Annotated in this window: 12 protein-coding genes and 1 pseudogene; 7 read left to right on the top strand and 6 right to left on the bottom strand. The window is 69.6% G+C overall.

Annotated features, from left to right (window positions below; translation table 11 throughout):
- The first annotated feature begins 1 nt into the window (after position 1).
- Positions 2 to 715 (top strand): xanthine dehydrogenase accessory protein XdhC, encoded by a 714-nt coding sequence (gene xdhC / locus BST28156_RS20450; RefSeq protein ID WP_174903228.1) that lies wholly within the window; start codon positions 2 to 4, stop codon positions 713 to 715.
- A gap of 85 nt (positions 716 to 800) precedes the next feature.
- A complete protein-coding gene (locus tag BST28156_RS20445) occupies positions 801 to 1,202 on the top strand; it encodes a polyketide cyclase (protein WP_060242292.1) in 402 nt (133 codons plus the stop codon).
- A gap of 42 nt (positions 1,203 to 1,244) precedes the next feature.
- On the opposite strand, the gene BST28156_RS20440 is transcribed toward BST28156_RS20445, so the two are convergent.
- From BST28156_RS20440 to BST28156_RS20430, 3 genes are all read right to left on the bottom strand, one after another.
- A complete protein-coding gene (locus BST28156_RS20440) occupies positions 1,245 to 2,192 on the bottom strand; it encodes a LysR family transcriptional regulator (RefSeq protein ID WP_040126743.1) in 948 nt (315 codons plus the stop codon).
- Between the two features lie 68 nt (positions 2,193 to 2,260).
- Positions 2,261 to 2,899: a 2-hydroxychromene-2-carboxylate isomerase gene (locus BST28156_RS20435; protein WP_174903227.1), complete on the bottom strand. Its 639-nt coding sequence runs from the start codon at positions 2,897 to 2,899 to the stop codon at positions 2,261 to 2,263.
- Positions 2,900 to 2,984: 85 nt separating this feature from the next.
- Positions 2,985 to 4,427, bottom strand: a complete 1,443-nt coding sequence (locus BST28156_RS20430) for a TAXI family TRAP transporter solute-binding subunit (RefSeq protein WP_060242296.1) — start codon at positions 4,425 to 4,427, stop codon at positions 2,985 to 2,987.
- Between the two features lie 419 nt (positions 4,428 to 4,846).
- On the opposite strand from BST28156_RS20430, the gene BST28156_RS20425 reads away from it, so the two are divergent.
- The 3 genes from BST28156_RS20425 to BST28156_RS20415 all read left to right on the top strand — a co-directional run bounded on the left by BST28156_RS20425 (position 4,847) and on the right by BST28156_RS20415 (position 9,904).
- The gene (locus tag BST28156_RS20425; protein WP_174903226.1) at positions 4,847 to 5,212 is read left to right on the top strand and encodes a BON domain-containing protein; all 366 of its coding nucleotides are present in this window, start codon (positions 4,847 to 4,849) and stop codon (positions 5,210 to 5,212) included.
- 138 nt (positions 5,213 to 5,350) lie between these two features.
- On the top strand, positions 5,351 to 7,441 hold the full coding sequence (locus BST28156_RS20420) for a D-(-)-3-hydroxybutyrate oligomer hydrolase (RefSeq protein ID WP_174903225.1): 2,091 nt from the start codon (positions 5,351 to 5,353) through the stop codon (positions 7,439 to 7,441).
- Between the two features lie 615 nt (positions 7,442 to 8,056).
- Positions 8,057 to 9,904, top strand: coding sequence for a S10 family peptidase (locus BST28156_RS20415; RefSeq protein WP_174903224.1), 1,848 nt, complete (start codon positions 8,057 to 8,059; stop codon positions 9,902 to 9,904).
- Positions 9,905 to 10,045: 141 nt separating this feature from the next.
- On the opposite strand, the gene BST28156_RS20410 is transcribed toward BST28156_RS20415, so the two are convergent.
- From BST28156_RS20410 to BST28156_RS20400, 3 genes are all read right to left on the bottom strand, one after another.
- On the bottom strand, positions 10,046 to 10,834 hold the full coding sequence (locus BST28156_RS20410; RefSeq protein WP_009690400.1) for a sulfite exporter TauE/SafE family protein: 789 nt from the start codon (positions 10,832 to 10,834) through the stop codon (positions 10,046 to 10,048).
- 321 nt (positions 10,835 to 11,155) lie between these two features.
- Entirely contained in the window at positions 11,156 to 12,598 is a 1,443-nt protein-coding gene (locus tag BST28156_RS20405) for a DHA2 family efflux MFS transporter permease subunit (protein ID WP_174903223.1), read from the bottom strand.
- Between the two features lie 121 nt (positions 12,599 to 12,719).
- Complete coding sequence (locus BST28156_RS20400; protein ID WP_174903222.1) at positions 12,720 to 13,451, bottom strand: DsbA family oxidoreductase; 732 nt, start codon at positions 13,449 to 13,451, stop codon at positions 12,720 to 12,722.
- 165 nt (positions 13,452 to 13,616) lie between these two features.
- On the opposite strand from BST28156_RS20400, the pseudogene BST28156_RS20395 reads away from it, so the two are divergent.
- Both BST28156_RS20395 and BST28156_RS20390 read left to right on the top strand, forming a co-directional pair.
- Positions 13,617 to 13,936 (top strand): annotated as a pseudogene (locus BST28156_RS20395) (NAD(P)/FAD-dependent oxidoreductase); the annotation flags it as partial.
- 498 nt (positions 13,937 to 14,434) lie between these two features.
- Complete coding sequence (locus BST28156_RS20390) at positions 14,435 to 16,618, top strand: beta strand repeat-containing protein (protein WP_174903221.1); 2,184 nt, start codon at positions 14,435 to 14,437, stop codon at positions 16,616 to 16,618.
- Positions 16,619 to 16,784 lie beyond the last annotated feature (166 nt).

Below are 16,784 nucleotides of genomic sequence, written 5' to 3'. Positions count from 1 at the left end.
GATGAAGGCGCCCGCCCGTTCGCCGATCCTGCCGGCCGCGCCCGACGTGTGCGACGCGGCTGCGCACGCGCAGCCGGCCGAGCGCGGCTGCGCCGGCGGTGCGTGCGGCGAAGCCCGCGCATATCCGTCGGTCGATGCGCCGTTCGCGCAGGGCACCGGCCGGCGCAACCGCGCGACGGCCGCGCCGCCGCCGATGCATATCGTGCTGTTCGGCGCGGGGCACGTCGGTCACGCGCTCGTCACGCTGCTCGGCGCGTTGCCGTGCGTCGTGCAGTGGGTCGATACGCGCGACGAGCTGTTCCCGGACGAATGTCCGCCAAACGTGCAGCCGGAGCCGACCGACACGCCGGAGGCCGTCGTCGACGCGGCGCCGCCCGGCGCGTATTTCCTCGTGATGACGCACAACCACGCGCTCGATTTCTCGCTCGCCGCGCAGATCATGCGGCGCCGCGACTTCGCCTACTTCGGGATGATCGGCTCGCGCACCAAGCGCGTGAAGTTCGAGCGGCGGCTCGCCGCGCGCGGCGTCGATCCCGCGCGGCTCGTCGACATGGTGTGCCCGATCGGCGTGGCCGGCATCGTCGACAAGGCGCCCGGCTCGATCGCGGTGGCCGTATGCGCGGAGCTGCTGCAGGCGCGCTGCGGCATGCCGGTGGCCGACGCGAAGGCGGCCGCGAGCGCGCACGCGCGCGACGCGGTGTCCTGCGTGCGCTAACGTCGCGGCCGGTGCGGGGCCGTGCGTTTTTACTTACACTGCACGGATCGCGCGGCGTCGGGCCGCGTCTTTCCTTGCCCATCCCATGTCCGATCACCGCATTTATCTCGACGCGCTCGATGCGAGCCTGGTCGCCATCGAACGCTGGCTGTCCGGCGCCGATACCGCGCCGGCCGCGCTCGATGCGATGCTCGCGCCGTTTTCCGCCGGTTTCACGATGATCACGACCGACGGTCGCATGTTCGATCGCGCCGGCACGCGCGCGCTGTTCGCGACGCTCGCCGGTGCGAAGCCCGGGCTGCGCATCGCGCTGTCGGAGCTTCGCGTGCTCGTGGCCGATGCGTCGCATGCGGTGCTCACCTATCTGGAAGCGCAGCACGCGGCGTCGGGCGAACTGCCCGCACGCCGCGCGACCGCAGTGTTCGAACGCGACGCGGCCGGCACGGTGCGCTGGACGCATCTGCAGGAAACCTTCTGCACGGCCTGACGCGGTCGGCCGTCGCGGCGACGGAACGCCGCGGGCGCGCTGTCAGCGCTTGCGGCCGCGGGCCGCGGTCAGCTCGTTCGACACGCTCTGCATCAGCGCGCACAGCCACGCGATGTCGGTCGGGCGATCCGGCTGCGGATGCGTGAGCAGGTAGCTCTTGATGCGCGGGAACGGCACCGGCGGCGCGACGACTACCAGTGGCAGCAGCTGCGCATAGTGCGTCGCGAAGCGGCGCGTGGTCGTGAAGATCAGGTCCGACTGCAGCAGCACCTGCGGCACGATGCCGAAGTACGGCAGCGTCGTCACGATGCGTCGCGCGAGCTTCGCGCGCGCGAGGCCGATCTCGATCGCGTTGCGCTTGTCGCCGGTGTACGGCGTCGGCGCGACGTGCGCGGCGTTCGCATACGCGTCGCGCGTGAGCGGCGCGCGCGCGAGCGGGTGGGCGTCGCGCATCAGGCACACGATCGTGTCGGAGAACAGGTCCTGGCGCGCGAACAGCGGGTCGGGCTTCGGCCAGTTGCCGATCACGAGGTCGAGCGCGCCCGATTCGAGCGCACCCGCATGATCGAGCGCGGGGTTCAGCGAGTCGATTTCCAGATGCGCATGCGGCGCCGCGTCGCGAAAGCGCTCGATCAGCGTCGGCATGAAGAAATCGTTCAGGTAGTCGGGCGCGGCGACGCGGAACGTGCGGCGCGCGGACGACGGATCGAAGTCGCCGTGCGGCGTCGCGATGAAGTCGACCTCGCGCAGCGCACGCGTCGCGGCGCCGAGCAGCGACGCGCCGTATTCGGTCGGCACCATGCCGGACTTGCCGCGCACGAGGATCGGGTCGTTCAGCGTCTCGCGCAGCTTGCGCAGCGCGGTGCTGATCGCGGGCTGTGTCTGGTTCAGGCGCAGTGCGGCCTGCGTGACGCTGCGCTCGAGCAGCAGCGTGCGCAGCACGCGCACGAGCCAGATGTCGAGCGAGGCGGTACGGTCGTCGTCTTCCATCGATGCGGGGTGTGCGGGGGAAGCGTAACCTTACCGCAGCCGCGCGTTGCCGTGCGTGATACCGGCCATCACGCGCGGCCCTTCGGCAGCGAGCTGATGCGCTTGACCTCGCGCGACTCGAGCCAGTTCGGCGTGCGCGCGCAGTACAGCACCATCGGCAGCGCGTCCTCGCCCCAGAACAGCTGGCGGTTCATCCAGAAGGTCGGCACGCCGAACACGCCGAGCGCGATCGCATCGTCGACGTTGCGGCGCAGTTGCGCGCTGGTCTCCTCGAATTCGATCAGTTCGTCGCCGTGACCGACGCCGACGCGTTCGCACAGCGCCGCAAAGCCTTCCGGCGTCGACGGATCGTTGCCGTCGCGCCAGATGAAGCGGAACATTTCCAGCACGGTCGCAATGTCGGCGCGCAGCGCGATCGCGAGCCGCAGCACCTTGTCGGAATCGAACGGGTGCGCGGGCGGCATCTTGAAGCGGATGCCGAGCTGCTCCGCGCGAAACAGCGCGTGGCGATACGTGAAGATGCGCCGCGCCGGCACGTCGGCGCCCGGGCGCTGCCCCCAGTGGCGCTGCAGGTCGGCGAGCGACACGGCGACGGGTTCGAACGGCACGTCCGGCCATTTGTCGTGCTGTTCGAGCAGCAGATAGGAGAACGGCGACACGAAGTCGAAGAACCACGCGGGCCGGGCGGTGTCGAGGCCGGTTGTCATGACGATCTCCAGTGGATGGGGCGTGCGGCGGGCCTCCATGTTACGCGGCGGCGCGCGCGTGCAGCAATGATCGCGGATCGTCCGTTCACGCGGAACCGGGAGTCGCCCGAGGGGGGCCGCCGGCCGGCGGCGCCGCTTCGGCGCGTCGCGTCGCGGTCTGGCCGGCGCCGTGCGCGTCCGCGGCCGGCTCGGCATCGTGCGCGGTCAGCCGTTCGCGCACGAAACCGATATGCTCGCGCAGCACGTAGAACTGCCCCGCATACGCGAGCGGCATCTTCATCCGGTTCACGGACTCCTCGATGTCGTCGAGCTGGTCGAGCAGCTCGACGCGCTCCTCCGGCGTATGCTCGCCGAGCGCGCTGCGCTCCAGCGCGATCAGCGCGCCGTACCAGCGGTAGATCCGCGAGCGCACGCGCCAGCCGTACAGCGACGGCACCAGCCGCAGCCCGGGGATCAGCACGACGATCAGCGGCACGACCACCACCAGCAGCCGGTCGACGAGGCTCGCGACCCAGAACGGCAGCCGCCGGTACAGGAAGGTCTTGCCCGACTTGTAATAGCGCGCCGCGTCGTCGGACAGCGGGAAGCCGCGCGTGTCCGGCGACGGGAATTCGCCCGCATGCTGCAGGATCGTCGCGTGGCCGTGCACTTCGCGCGCGGCCTCGATCAGCAGGTCGGACAGCGCGGGGTGCAGCGTGTCGCGCGCGACCAGGTCGATGGTCGGCGCGAGCGTGTGCAGATCCTCGGGCGGCAGGTTCCGGCCGAGGTCGTAGACGCCCATCGGCAGCGTGATCGCGGTCAGGTACGGGAAGCGCCGCGCATAGGCCTCGGCCTGCGTAAACGAATACATGTGCACGCCCGGCGTGCGGAACAGCTTCGCCATGACCGGGATCTGCGTCGAGTCGCCGGACAGGAACGCCGCGTCGATCTTGCCGTCGAGCAGCGCGGCCGCCGCGTCCTCGCCGCCGGTCGGCAGCAGCTGGGTCGGGCCGCCCGGCACGATGCCGTTCATCTTCAGCAGCGCGAGGCTCAGCTCGCGCGCGCCGCTGCCTTCCGCGCCGAGCGCGAGCCGCTTGCCCTTGAAGTCGGACAGGCGCGCGACGATCGGGCCGCGATACATGATCGCGAGCGGCACGTAGCCGATGCTGCCGAGCGACACCAGATGCTCGTCACGTTCCTTCGGGCCGATGCCGCTCTGCACGAAGCCGACGTCGACCGGCGCGTTCGGGTTCAGCAGCCGCGCCAGGTTCTGCGCGGATCCTTCGGACGATTCGACGTCGAGCGTGATGCCGTTTTTCGCGAGGATCGCCTTGTATTTCTGCGCGGCATTCCAGTACGTGCTGCCGGGCGGCCCGGACGAGATCACCAGCGTGGACGGCGGCGCCGGCTGGATCAGCTTGACCGCGAGCCAGACGGCGGCGGCCGCGAGCAGCACGGTCGGGCCGATCGACAGCGCGAGATCGCGCCACGACACCGCGACGAAGCGGGCCAGGATGCGGCGAGGCGGGCGGGGACGGTCAGGTTTCATGGGGCGGCGGATGACGCGGGTGTGACGCATCGACGACGGCGGCCGTCGACGATGCGGGTTCTCGCGGCGATGGTAACCGGTTTCGCCGTATGCGCGCGAGCCGGGAGGCGGACGGCGCGCCGGCGCCCGGGGGCGCCGCGTCAAAAGCTTTGACGCTTCGGCGGGCGCTGGATTACATTGTGCGACGCAGCCGCGCCCGACTCGCGCGACCCGGCAAGCGACCAGACCGGGCGCGTCCGGCCGGCGGCTGCCCGGTCCGGCCGGCCCGCTTTTGCGTGCGCCGGCTGCCGGCCCGTCTCGCCTCTCTCGCATCGCCGTGGAAATCATCGGCCGTCCCGCCCGTTCGCGCGCGGGCCGGCTGCCTTTGGGGGTAACCGGCCGTCCTGTGCGCGGCCGTTCCGGAGTCACAAGGAGATAGCATGAAGTCGATCGTGTTGAGAGCGTTGGGCGTTGCCGCAGTGGCGGCTTGTCTGTCGGGCAGCGTGTATGCGCAGTCGAGCGAGCCGGCGGCGACCGAGGCGCCGGCCGCCGCGACGAGCGCACCGAAGGCCGCGACGAAAACCGCGAAGAAGGCGAACCGCAAGCTCGGCTACGCGGTGCGCAAGGCGATTTCGAAGGAGACGGGCGAGAACGTGTCGAACCTCGTCGTGCGTTCGAAGGGCGGGGCGATCACGCTGGAGGGCACGATGCCCGACCAGTCGCAGATCGACAAGGCCGCAGCCGCGGCCAAGGGCGTGAAGGGCGTGACGTCGGTCACGAACAAGCTGACCGTCCAGCAGCAGTGACGGCGGGCCGCGGCGCGTCAGCGCCGCGCATGCCCGCCGACGGGCGGGCGCCGGCATGCCGGCGCCCGTTTGCGCTTCCGATGCCGTGCGCTGCGTTCGACGCGGCGGCCGGCCGATAACGATATCGAGAGGGCGGCGATGACGAGGCTCGGGTGGGGCAGGCGGATTCTTTTCGGCGCGGCGCTGGCCGCGGTCGCGGTGCTCGGCGCGTGCAACGGCGACGAGTCGGCCGAGCGCAACCGGCTGCCCGGCTTCGTCTCGGGCAGCGTGCGCACGACGGCCTATGACGGCGCGAGCGACGACCTGCTGACGGCCGGCCTCGGCAAGACCGGTCTCGCGAGCGCGACCGCGCCGGCGTTCGCGAATCCGTCCCGGCCGACGGCCGCCGAGCTGCGCCGGCTCGCGATCTGGTCGAACTACCGCGCGCTCGTCGACATGAGCGCGAACGGCGGCTACGGCCGCTTCTGGGGGCCGAACGTCGATCTCGACGGCAACGACACGCTCGGCGAAGGCCGGATCCCCGGCACCGAATATCTCGCGTATTCCGACGACGGCAGCGGCCGCAAGAACGTGACCCTGCTCGTGCAGGTGCCCGCGAGCTTCGATCCGGCGCAGCCGTGCATCGTCACGGCGACGTCATCCGGTTCGCGCGGCGTATACGGTGCGATCTCGGCGGCCGGCGAGTGGGGGCTCAAGCGCGGCTGCGCGGTCGCGTACAACGACAAGGGCGGCGGCAACGGCGCGCACGAGCTCGGCAGCGACACGGTCACGCTGATCGACGGCACGCTCGCGAACGCGGTGCTCGCCGGCAATGCGAGTCTGTTTACCGCGAACGTGTCGAGCGGCGATCTCTCGACCTACAACAGCCAGTACCCGAACCGCTACGCGTTCAAGCACGCGCATTCGCAGCAGAATCCCGAGCAGGACTGGGGCCGCGTGACGCTGCAGTCGGTCGAGTTCGCGTACTGGGCGCTGAACGAGCAGTTCGGACCGCTGATCGACGGCACGCATCGCGGCGTGCGCTACCGCGCCGGCGACATCACGACGATCGCGGCGTCGGTCAGCAACGGCGGCGGTGCGTCGCTCGCGGCGGCCGAACAGGACAGCCGCGGCTGGATTACCGCGGTCGTGGTCGGCGAGCCGCAGGTCAACGTGCGGATGTCGCCGAACGCGGTCGTGCGCAGCGGCGGCCAGCCGGTGCCGTCGTTCGGCCGGCCGCTCGCCGACTACGCGACGCTTGCGAACCTGCTGGAGCCGTGCGCGGCCGCCTTGACGTCGCTTGCGGGCGCGCCGTATCTCACCGCGCTGCCGGCCGCCACCACGCAGTCGATCCGCACGCAGCGCTGCGCGACGCTCGCCGCCGCGGGCCTCGTGTCGGGCAGCGATACGCAGAGCCAGGCCGCCGACGCGCTTGCGCAACTGCATGCGGCCGGCTATCTCGCCGATTCCGACCTGCTGCAGGCGCCGATGTGGGACTCGCAGGCGATTCCCGCGATCGCGGTGACCTATGCGAACGCGTATACGCGCTCGCGCGTCACCGACAACCTTTGCAACTTCAGCTTCGCGACGACGAACGCGGCCAGCGGCGCGGTCGCGCCGCCCGCCGCGTCGCCGATGCCGGCCGTGTTCGGCGCGGGCAACGGCGTGCCGCCGACGGCCGGAATCGATCTCGTGTTCAACACCGGCGCGGGCGTCGATCATCGGCTCGCGACGCCCGACGCGAGTTTCGCGGGCGCGCTGTGCCTGCGCCAGCTGTGGACCAACGGGATGCTCGGGATGCCGGCGAACGTCGACGCGGTGCGCGTGAACGCGAACCTGCAGGGCAAGCCTGCGATCATCGTGCAGGGCCGCAGCGACGCGCTCGTGCCGGTCAACCACGCGTCGCGCGCGTATGTCGCGCAGAACGGCATCAGCGAAGGCAGCCGCAGCCGGCTCGTGTTCTACGAGGTGACCAACGGCCAGCATTTCGATGCGTTCCTGCCCGTCGCGGGCTTCGACACGCGCTTCGTGCCGGTTCACTACTACAACCTGCAGGCGCTGAACCTGATGTGGCGGCACCTGAAGAACGGCGCGCCGCTGCCGCCGTCGCAGGTGATCCGCACGGTGCCGCGCGGCGGCACGCCGGGGGCGGCGCCGGCGCTGACGAGCGCGAACCTGCCGCCGATCTCCGGCGCGCCGGGCGCGAACGCGATCACGGCCGGCGCCGGCGTGATCGACGTGCCGCTCTGAGCGCGGCGCGCCGCCGTGACGAAGCCGGACATGTGTCCGGCTTTTTTGTTTTCAGCGCGTGGAATCGGTCCCGCGCCTGCTTTTCTGCGAATGGCGAGCGCTGTAACAAATTATTACTTTACGCCGCAAAACCCCGAACTTAATATGCGCCGATATTTTCACTTAATTTAATAAATTCGCTAGAGAGAATATTCCTTTCCATTTAATTAAAAGATCCTTTCGATTTTGTTAGATCGGCTCGAGCTGTGACTGATTGCCATTCGGCGATTAATCGACGCCTCGCCGACGGGATAGTTCGTCCATGCGCAGCGAAGCCGCCCTGTGTGGCGGGTTTCGCGGGGAAAGCCATTGCCGTCGATTTTTCGTGCAAGCGAATACGAGCCGCCAAACGATCGTATGCCGGATTATCGATTTGTCGTTTTCAATGGAATTGATTCCATCGATTTCATTGTGCAGTTGCGGAATACGGGTGGGGTAAATCGTGCCGGTCGGTATTTGCCGAACCGGTAAAAAACTCGGAGTGCGTCGCATAACGAATGCACTCCTGGTGCGGAGCGCCGGCGCAAATGATCCTTTGCGACCGGCGGTATTTATCGTTCTGTTCGAGAGGCAATAATGACGACACTGAAGTCCTTGAAAGACGGTTTCGCGCTATTCGGAACGACGCTGAGCGCGCCGCTCGCCGCGGCCACGGCCGCGGCGCTGCTCGTCACCGGTTGCGGGGGCGACGACGGGTCGAGCCCGGCTGCCGCGGCCGCGGCAGCCGCCGCGACGGCGCCGACGTCCGGCAGCGGCACCTCGTCCGCCGGCAGCAACACGACGACGGCCGCCGCGGCCGACCAGCCGTTCGTCGACACCGACGTCTACGGCACCGGCCCGGACGACGCGGTCACGGATTCGACGGAAGGGGCGGCCGTCGTGCATCGCCAGATCACGATCGGCGGCAAGACCGTCAAGTACACGGCCACCACCGGCCACCTGACGACGATCGACCCGACCACGTCGGCGCCGAACGCGAAGATGTTCTACGTCGCGTACACGCAGGACAATCCCGATCCGTCGAAGCCGCGCCCGGTCACGTTCTTCTACAACGGCGGCCCCGGTTCGTCGTCGGTCTACCTGCTGCTCGGCTCGTTCGGGCCGAAGCGCCTGCAGTCGTCGTTCCCGAACTTCACGCCGCCCGCGCCGTACAAGCTGCTCGACAACCCCGACAGCCTGCTCGACCGCACCGACCTCGTGTTCATCAACCCGGTCGGCACCGGCTACTCGGCGGCGATCGCCCCGGCGAAGAACAAGGATTTCTGGGGCACCGACCAGGACGCGCGGTCGATCGACCGCTTCATCCAGCGCTACCTGACCAAGTATTCGCGCTGGAACTCGCCGAAGTTCCTGTACGGCGAGTCGTACGGCACCGCGCGCAGCGCGGTCGTGTCGTGGGTGCTGCACGAGGACGGCATCGACCTGAACGGCATCACGCTGCAGTCGTCGATCCTCGACTACGCGAACGCGCTGTCCGCGCCGGGCACGTTCCCGACGCTCGCGGCCGACGCGTTCTACTGGAAGAAGACGACGCTCAATCCGACGCCGACCGATCTCGACGCGTACATGGTCCAGGCGCGCAACTATGCGGACAACACGCTCGCGCCGCTCGCGCAGAAGCCGAACCCGCAGGACGGCGGCTTCGTCAACGTGCGGCTGAACCTGAACCTTCAGACCGCGCAGCAGATGGGCTCGTACATCGGCACGGATCCGACCTCGCTGATCCAGACCTTCGGCAATCCGGCCGCGCTCGGCAACGTGCCGTCGTCGGACGACAACCCGCCGTACACGTTCTTCCTGACGCTGGTGCCGGGCACGCAGATCGGCCAGTACGACGGTCGCGCGAACTTCACCGGCAAGGGCATCGCGCCGTACATCCTGCCGAACTCGGGCAGCAACGATCCGTCGATCACGAACGTCGGCGGCGCGTATACGGTGCTGTGGAACAGCTATATCAACACCGACCTCAAGTACACGTCGACGTCGTCGTTCGTGGACCTGAACGACCAGGTCTTCAACAACTGGGACTTCAGCCACATCGACCCGACCGGCGCGAACAAGGGCGGCGGCAATACGCTGTACACGGCCGGCGACCTCGCGTCGACGATGAGCGTGAACCCGGACCTGAAGGTGTTGTCGGCGAACGGCTACTTCGATGCGGTCACGCCGTTCCACCAGACCGAGCTGACGCTCGCGCAGATGCCGCTCGATCCGACGATCAAGGCGCAGAACCTGACGATCAAGAATTACCCGTCGGGCCACATGATCTATCTGAACGACGCGTCGCGGACCGCGCTGAAGGCCGACCTCGGCAACTTCTACGACGGGATCCTCGCGAACCGTACCGCGCTGCAGCGCGTGCTGAAGCTGCAGGCGCGCACGCAGCAGTTGCGTCAGCAGCAGCTCCAGCAGCAGGGGCGGTAAGCTCGAAGGGCGAGGCGGCCTGCCGCGCGCGGTTCATCGCCGCGCGGTGCGGGCCGCCGGTCTCCTGCAACGACGACAGCCCGATCGGCGATGGCCGGTCGGGCTGTTTTTTTCATGTAGGGAAGGGGCGGCGGGGCAGGCTCAGGCGAGCACGAGCCGCACGCCGACCGCGACCAGCGTCGCGGCGAGCAGGTTGCGCAGCAGCCGCTCGGGCGCGCGCGCGGACAGCAGGCTGCCGAGCACGATGCCGGGCAGCGAGCCGAGCAGCAGCGACAGCAGCATCGACCAGTCGACCGAGCCGAGCAGCCAGTGGCCCATGCCGGCGACCAGCGTGAGCGGCACGGCATGCGCGATGTCGGAACCGACGATGCGGGTCGTCGCGAGGGCCGGATACAACAGCAGCAGCACGGTGACGCCGATCGCGCCGGCGCCGACCGAGGTCATCGACACCAGCACGCCGAGCACGGCGCCGGTCAGCACCGTCGACCACAGCGTGCGGGCGGGGCTCGGCGCGAGCGGGTTGCGCGCGGCGAACGCGGCGAGCTGCGGCCGGAAGATCAGCGCGAGCGACGTGAGCAGCAGCGCGATGCCGAGCACGAGCTGGATCGTCCGCGCGGTGCCCGGCGAATTCACCCCGTGCGTATGCAATACCCACAGCGTGACGGCCGAGGCCGGGACGCTGCCTGCGGCGAGCCGCCCCGTGATGCGCCAGTCGATCGAGCCCTTCAGGCCGTGCACGAGCGTGCCGGTGGCCTTGGTCGCGGCCGCGTACAGCAGGTCGGTGCCGACCGCCGTCGCGGGATGGACGCCGAACAGCAGCACCAGGATCGGCGTCATCAGCGAACCGCCGCCGACGCCCGTCAGGCCGACGAGGACGCCGACGAACAGGCCGGACAGGGAGTACAGCAGATCGATATGGGGAAGCGACATCGGCAGCAGGCAGTTGTGCGGCGTTCGGCGGCGGCGCGTGGATCAAAGTCCGCCATTGTCGCAAAAGTGGCGGGTCGGTGTACGACTGCGTTAAAAATCGGGCGGCGCGCGGTTCGGCGCAGTTGGGCGGTCGCGGGTGAAACGCGCGTTGGCATGGGCGCGGCCGGGCGGCCGCAGCGCGGCGCACCGGGGCAGGGCAGGCCGATGGACGGCTATCGGCGGGTGCGGCGCGGATTGAAAGGTGTGAAAGGCGCGGACAGCGAGGCGGGCGAGACGACACGGCGCGCGTCGCATTGTCTCGTCCAGGCACCGACTTGCGAATCAGTGCATCGCCGGCCCGACACCGCCTTCGACGGCGTCCTGCCGCCGGACGCGCAGCGCCAGGCCGATCAGCGCAGCCGCCGCGGCGAACCCCGCGCCGAACGCGAACGCCGTGTGGTAGCCGCCGTTCAATGCGTCGAGCGGCACGACGCGGGCGGCCGTCAGCGCGTCGGTGCGCGCGGCCGCGAGGCTCGCGAGCACCGCGAGGCCGAGCGCGCCGCCCATCATGAATGCGGTATTGACGATGCCCGACGCAAGGCCCGAGTCGGCCGGATCGACGTCGCTCATCGCGGCGAGCAGCATCGGGTTGAACGCGATGCCCGCGCCGATGCCGAGCAGCGTCATGCCCGGCAGCACGTGCCAGACGAAGCCGCCGTCGACCGGCGCGCGCGAGAACAGCGCGAGGCCGGCCGCCGCGATCAGCAGGCCGGCCGCGAGCGGGCCGCGAATCCCGAAGCGCATCACGATCCGCGCGGACAGCCCGAGCGAGAACGCGGCCATGATCAGGTTCGCCGGCAGGAACGCGAGGCCGACCTGCAGCGGCGCGTAGCCGAGCACACGCTGCATGTAGAGCGCGGACAGGAAGAACCACGCGAACATCGCGGCCGCCCACATCACGCCGATCACGTTCGCGAGCGCGACGTTGCGCGCGCCGAACAGCGTGAGCGGCATCAGCGGATGCGCGACGCGCGCCTCGATCGCGACGAACAGCGCGAACAGCACGACGGCCGCGCCGATCAGCGCGACGGTCTGCGTCGACAGCCAGCCGGCCTCGTTGCCGCCGACGATGCCGTAGACGGCGAGCATCAGCGACGCGGTCACCGTGATCGCGCCCGCGACGTCGAGCCGCGCGGTGCCGGCCGGCGCGCGCATGCGCGGCAGCAGCGCGACGCACAGCGCATACACCGCGATGCCGATCGGCAGGTTGACGAGAAAGATCCAGTGCCACGACAGCGTGCTGGTCAGCAGGCCGCCGAGCAGCACGCCGATGCTGCCGCCGCCCGCGCAGACGAAGCCGTACACGCCCATCGCGCGCGCCCGTTCGCCGGGCTCGGTAAACAGGTTCATGATCAGCGACAGCGACACGGCCGACACGACTGCGCCGCCGAAGCCCTGCACCGCGCGCGCGGCGATCAGCATCGCCTGCGACTGCGCGAGGCCGCAGGCGAGCGACGCGAGCGTGAAGACGACGAGGCCCGCGAGGAACATGCGCCGCTGTCCGTACAGGTCGCCGAGCCGGCCGCCGAGCAGCAGGCAGCCGCCGAAGGTCAGCAGGTACGCGTTGACGACCCAGACGAGTGCGGTTTCGGTGAAGCGGAGATCGGTGCTGATCGACGGGAGCGCGACGTTCACGATCGTGCTGTCGAGCACGATCATCAGCACGCCGAGACAGAGGACGATCAGCGCATACCAGCGTCTCTCGCCGTGGATGCCGTGGGTCATGGGCTTGCCGCCTTTTGATAGTTATTTGAAAGGCTGCATTCTAGTCGGCATTCGCAAAGGCTTCCTGCCGGTTTGTGGCAGCAGCGTCGCGTAGTGGCCGGTGCGACGCCGCTGCGGCACATCACGCGCGCCCCGGCAGTTCGCAGCCGTCGGGGCCGCATGCGGCCGCGTCGCCGCCGGCGGGTTCGACGACGCCGTCGCGCCACGCCTGGTCGAGCGCTTGCGCGAACACGTCGGCCGGCTGCGCGCCCGACACCGCGTAGCGGCCGCCGAACACGAACAGCGGCACGCCGCGCCCGCCGATCTGCGCGGCGCGTTCGATGTCGGCGTCGACTTCGTCGCGATACGCGTCGCTGCGCAACACCGCTTCGACGGCCGAGCGCTCGAGCCCGGCGTCGACGGCGAAATCCGCCAGTTCGGCGTGATCGAACAGCGAGCCGTGCTCGCAGAAGTAGGCGCGATACAGCCGCTCGGTCAGCGCATGCGCGCGGCCGGTCGCCTCGGCGAGCTTGACGAGCCGGTGGCCGTCGAGCGTGTCGCCGACCAACGTGCCGGGCAGGTCGTAGCGCAGCCCGACGCTCGCGGCCGCGTCGGTCACCTGGCGCAGCATCTGGTCGACCTGCGCGGGCGACATCCGATACTTGCCGGCGAGCATCGCCTCGACCGGTTCGACCGGCTGGCCGGGCATCAGCCGGTATGCGCGCAGTGCGACGTCGACGCGGTCCGCATGGGCGAACGCGGCCAGCGCCTCGTCGAAGCGGCGCTTGCCGATCCAGCACCACGGGCAGATCAGGTCGGACCAGATTTCGACGGTCAGGGTCGGGCGAGCGGTCGGGGCAGGAGCGGTCGGCATGGGCGGATCGACGCGATAAAAAATGTAACCGTGACTATATCATTTTCGCGATTCGATGCCGCGGCGCGGCGGGCGGGGCCGCCTCAAGCATAGTCGCGCAAACCGCTTCCCGAAAGGACGCTTTGGCCGGCGATGCGACGCCGCTCGTGCAACTGCGCGACGGCTGGCCGGCTGCGGCTCACGACCGGCGTCGAGATCGCGCTGCGCGGCGCGCCGCCGACGGGCGTGCAGCTCGCGCGCGCGACGCGTTCGGCATCGGCGAGCGGCTCGATCCGGCGCCGTGGCTCGGGATGCGGCCCTGCACGCCCGACATGCGTCCGGTGATCGGCGCGGCACCGCGCCATCGTCATCTGTGGTTCGCATTCGGCCACTGTCATCACGGGCTTACGCTCGGCCCCGCGACCGGGCGGCTGCTCGCCGAGATGATGACGGGCGCGCCGACCTATATCGATCCGCGTCCGTACCGGCCCGAGCGTTTCGGTTGAGCGGGGGCGCTCCCGCACGTGCCGGCCGCTCGCCGCCGGCCGCGATGCGGGCGACACAATTTTTCATTCTGTTATCCGTATCATCGGAATGCGCGGAAAGGGAAATGATCTGCGTAATAATCCGGAAAGAAATCGCGGAATAATAAAACCAGAAAACACGCGATTTACTAATGCATTTTCATTGGTCGAATGCGGAACGGAAAACCGCTGCTCGCGCCGATGTGCTGCGCGTTCACGACCGGATGTTCCGGCGTGGCCGCCGATGTACCGGAACACGTTACTGCGGACCTCGCAAACGTTACGTTACATCCTCTTTCCCGCCACGTTTCTCCTCATACGATTCCGCGTCGCTGCAGCGGAATTTCGCCTGAAATTCACGCTGAAATCGTTATTGCCCTGCAATAGGGCGGCGAATTAACGCGATTTATCCAAGTGGCACGCTTCGTGCAATCCGTCCCCATGCTTTATCAACGTAGTGCCAACCGAGATGAGGTAACGATGAGAAAAAATTTTAAATTGACGGGCGCGGCGCTGGCGGTGGCGACGGCGTTCGGGGGACTGGCTTCGGGTTCTGCGATGGCGGGCGCGCTCGATGCGCTGCCGGTGCCGCAGATCATCGTGAATCCGCCGACAAATACGGTATCGGTGGGGCTCGCGGCGACGGGTACGTCGCCGCTGGGTTCGGTCACCGTGGCTGCGGGCGGATCGGGTTCGATCCAGACGTCGCTCGGCAATCCCGGGCAGGTGCTGTCGGGGGCGGTGGGCGCGGTGACGGGTGCGCTCGGTGGCGGCGGCACGGTGTCGCCGCTGACGCCGGTGCAGGGCGTGGTGAATCAAGTGACCGGGGCGCTGGGCAGCGGCAACCCGGCTGGCGCGCTGAGCGGTGCGCTGAATACGGCGACGGGGACGCTGAGCAATGCGGTTGGCACGGTGACGGGCGCGCTCGGCGGGGTGGGCGGCGGTGCGAATCCGCTGGCGCCGGTTCAAGGTGTGGTGAATCAGGTGACCGGCGCGCTGGGTGGCGGCAACCCGGCTGGCGCGCTGACGGGCGCCCTCGGCACGGTAACGGGTGCACTGGGCAGCGTCGGTGGCGGCGCGAATCCGCTGGCGCCGGTTCAAGGTGTCGTGAATCAGGTAACGGGTGCGCTGGGCAGCGTCGGTGGCGGCACGAATCCGCTCGCACCGGTTCAAGGCGTCGTGAACCAGGTGACCGGCGCACTCGGCAGCGGCAATCCGGCTGGTGCACTGACCGGTGCTCTCAGCACGGTAACCGGCGCGCTGGGTAGCGTCGGTGGCGGCACGAATCCGCTCGCACCGGTTCAAGGCGTCGTGAACCAGGTGACCGGCGCACTCGGCAGCGGCAATCCGGCCGGCGCACTGACCGGTGCGCTTGGCACGGTCACCGGTGCACTGGGCAGCGTCGGCGGCGGCACGAACCCGCTGACGCCGATCCAGAACGTCGTCGACCAGGTGACGGGCACGCTCGGCAGCGGCAATCCGGTCGGCTCGCTGAGCAACGCGGTGAACACGATCACCGGTGCGCTCGGCAACGTCGGCGGTGCATCGAGCCCGCTCGCGCCGGTCCAGGGCGTCGTGACGCAACTCGCGGGGACGCTCGGCAACGGCAACCCGGCCGGCGCACTGACGGGCGCGCTGAATTCGGTGACGGGCACGCTCGGCAATCTCGGCGGCACGAACCCGCTGGCGCCGGTGCAGGGTGTCGTGAACCAGGTCGTCGGCACGCTGTCGGGTGCAGCAGGCGGCGGCAGCCCGATCACGCCGATCACGAACCTCGTCAGCGGCCTGCAGAACGCGCTGCCGACGGGCGGCAACGCCGCCGGCGCGCTGACCGGCGCGCTCGGTTCGGTGACGGGTGCACTCGGCAGCCTCGGCAGCTCGAATGCGCTGGCACCGGTACAGGGTGTCGTGAACCAGGTCGTCGGCACGCTCGGCAGCAGCAACCCGACCGCCGCGCTGAGCAATGCGGTCGGCACGGCGACGGGCGCACTGGGCGGCGCGGTCAATGCCGTTACGGGCGCGCTCGGCAACCTCGGCGGCGCGAACGCGCTGGCGCCGGTGCAGGGCGTGGTGAGCCAGGTCACGGGCGCGCTCGGCAATCTCGGCGGCACGAACCCGCTGGCGCCGGTGCAGGGCGTGGTGAGCCAGGTCACCGGCGCGCTCGGCAACCTTGGCGGCACGAACGCGCTGGCGCCGGTGCAGGGCGTCGTGAACCAGGTCGTCGGCACGCTGTCGGGCACGGTAGGCAGCAACCCGATCGCGCCGATCACGAATCTCGTGAGCGGCCTGACGGGCGGCAGCAATCCTGCCGGCGCGCTGACCGGTGCGCTGGGTGCGGTGACGGGCGCCCTCGCGAACGGTCCGGTGGCCCTCGGGCAGGCGGCCGGCGCGCTGTCGGGTGCGGCAGGTTCGACGGCGTCGGCGGGCGGCAGCCTGCTCGGTTCGGGCGCGGGCGCGGCGGGCAGCACGGCCGGCGCGGTCGGCTCGGTGCTGACCGCGGGCGGCAATTCGGCGGCGACGGTCGTCAATGCGGTCGGCACGACGCTCGGCTCCGTGCCGAGCCTGTCGGTCTCGTCGTCGCATTCGAACGGCAGCGCGGCGAACAACCCGCTGGCTCCGGTGTCGACGCTGCTGCAGTCGCTGACGGGCGCACTGCCGAAGTAAGCGGCCACGGCCGGCGCGCGGCGGCGTTTCTTCCGCCGCGCGAAACGGACGCGCAACGCGGCATGACAGCGATGTCGTGCCGCGTTGTCATTGGGCGGTCCGTTTCTTTCACCGCGAGCGTGGCTACCGGTCCGCCGCACCGCTGGCGGGCCCGACGCAGAAAGGC

Source organism: Burkholderia pseudomultivorans, from assembly GCF_902499075.1.
Classification (GTDB): Bacteria; Pseudomonadota; Gammaproteobacteria; order Burkholderiales; family Burkholderiaceae; genus Burkholderia; species Burkholderia pseudomultivorans.
The sequence above is the reverse complement of the archived record's forward strand: the minus strand, read 5'-3'. Positions and strand labels throughout refer to the sequence as shown.